This window comes from Caballeronia terrestris (assembly GCF_001544515.1).
In the GTDB taxonomy this organism is placed as follows: Bacteria; Pseudomonadota; Gammaproteobacteria; order Burkholderiales; family Burkholderiaceae; genus Caballeronia; species Caballeronia terrestris.
In genome coordinates this window covers 1-1,002 of sequence record NZ_FCOL02000486.1, presented here as the reverse complement: position 1 = coordinate 1,002, position 1,002 = coordinate 1, and the positions used below count along the sequence as shown (strand labels likewise).

Genomic DNA, 1,002 nt, shown 5'->3' with positions numbered 1-1,002 from the left:
TATGGGGGCAAGCTCGACGAGTTTTCCGACAGGATACTGGCGAGACGGACTGCAGCGGACCGTCGATCTTGTCAATCAAAACCCGACTCCTTTCTTTTTCTCGCTCGTAACCGACACCGGGAATCTTGCGCTAAGCAACGGCCAGAACGAGGTATGGGGCAGCACCAACAATAGTATTCTTCAGGGCGCACCGGCGATCACCTACTCGAACGATACTTGTTATTGGCTACCGATCGTCGGTACCGTTACCCATCGAGACGAATCTGACGTCATCTTCGATTACCGTGCACCGTTCCAATGGACTGCGGACGAGTTAAAGTCCAGCATCATCATGTACACCGGGACACGGCGGCAGCTGCAGAGCACCGGCGTCCACGAGCTCGGGCACGCCTTGGGCCTGCAGCACGTGAACACCGAGTACAACATCATGGGAAACGATTTCGAGCACATCTGGGCAAATGGCTCCGCGGCGCGCGGCTATCTGGGTGAAGATGCGAGCGATGGCGCGATTGCCCTGTACGGCCCGTGGTCCTTTAACTACCAAGACCTGGGCGTCGCACATTGGAAGTATTCGTCTGCCAACGGCGAGTATTCTCACCACGTCAAAACTGCCATTTATGACACGTCGGGAGTGCCGCTTGCAACGGTGTCCGTCAACGGCGAGACCGGCTATAACGTCGTTCCTGGTCAGGCGGTTCAAGTCGAGTTCACTTATGAAAATAACGGCAAGGATACGCAGACTGTGAACACGGGTTGGTACATTTCGACCAACGACATTATCTCGCGGACAGATCGACGCGTTGCCACCAACACTGGGATGACGCTTTCGCGCAACAACGTACTGACCTACCGTAGGACTTTGACGATCCCATCTGATCTTGCAAAGGGCGCAAACTACTGGGTCGGTACGATCGTTGATATCGACAGCACAGTTCCGGACAGCGTGCCGAGCAACAATGCTACCTACATTCCCATCCACGTAAACTGAGCAACGAAGTGGAT

1 protein-coding gene is annotated in these 1,002 nt (G+C 54.9%); it reads left to right on the top strand.

The window, feature by feature from the left end; genetic code table 11:
* Positions 1–988 (top strand): matrixin family metalloprotease (locus AWB67_RS38465; RefSeq protein ID WP_087660912.1); only part of this gene is annotated, 988 nt, incomplete at its 5' end.
* Positions 989–1,002: the final 14 nt, after the last annotated feature.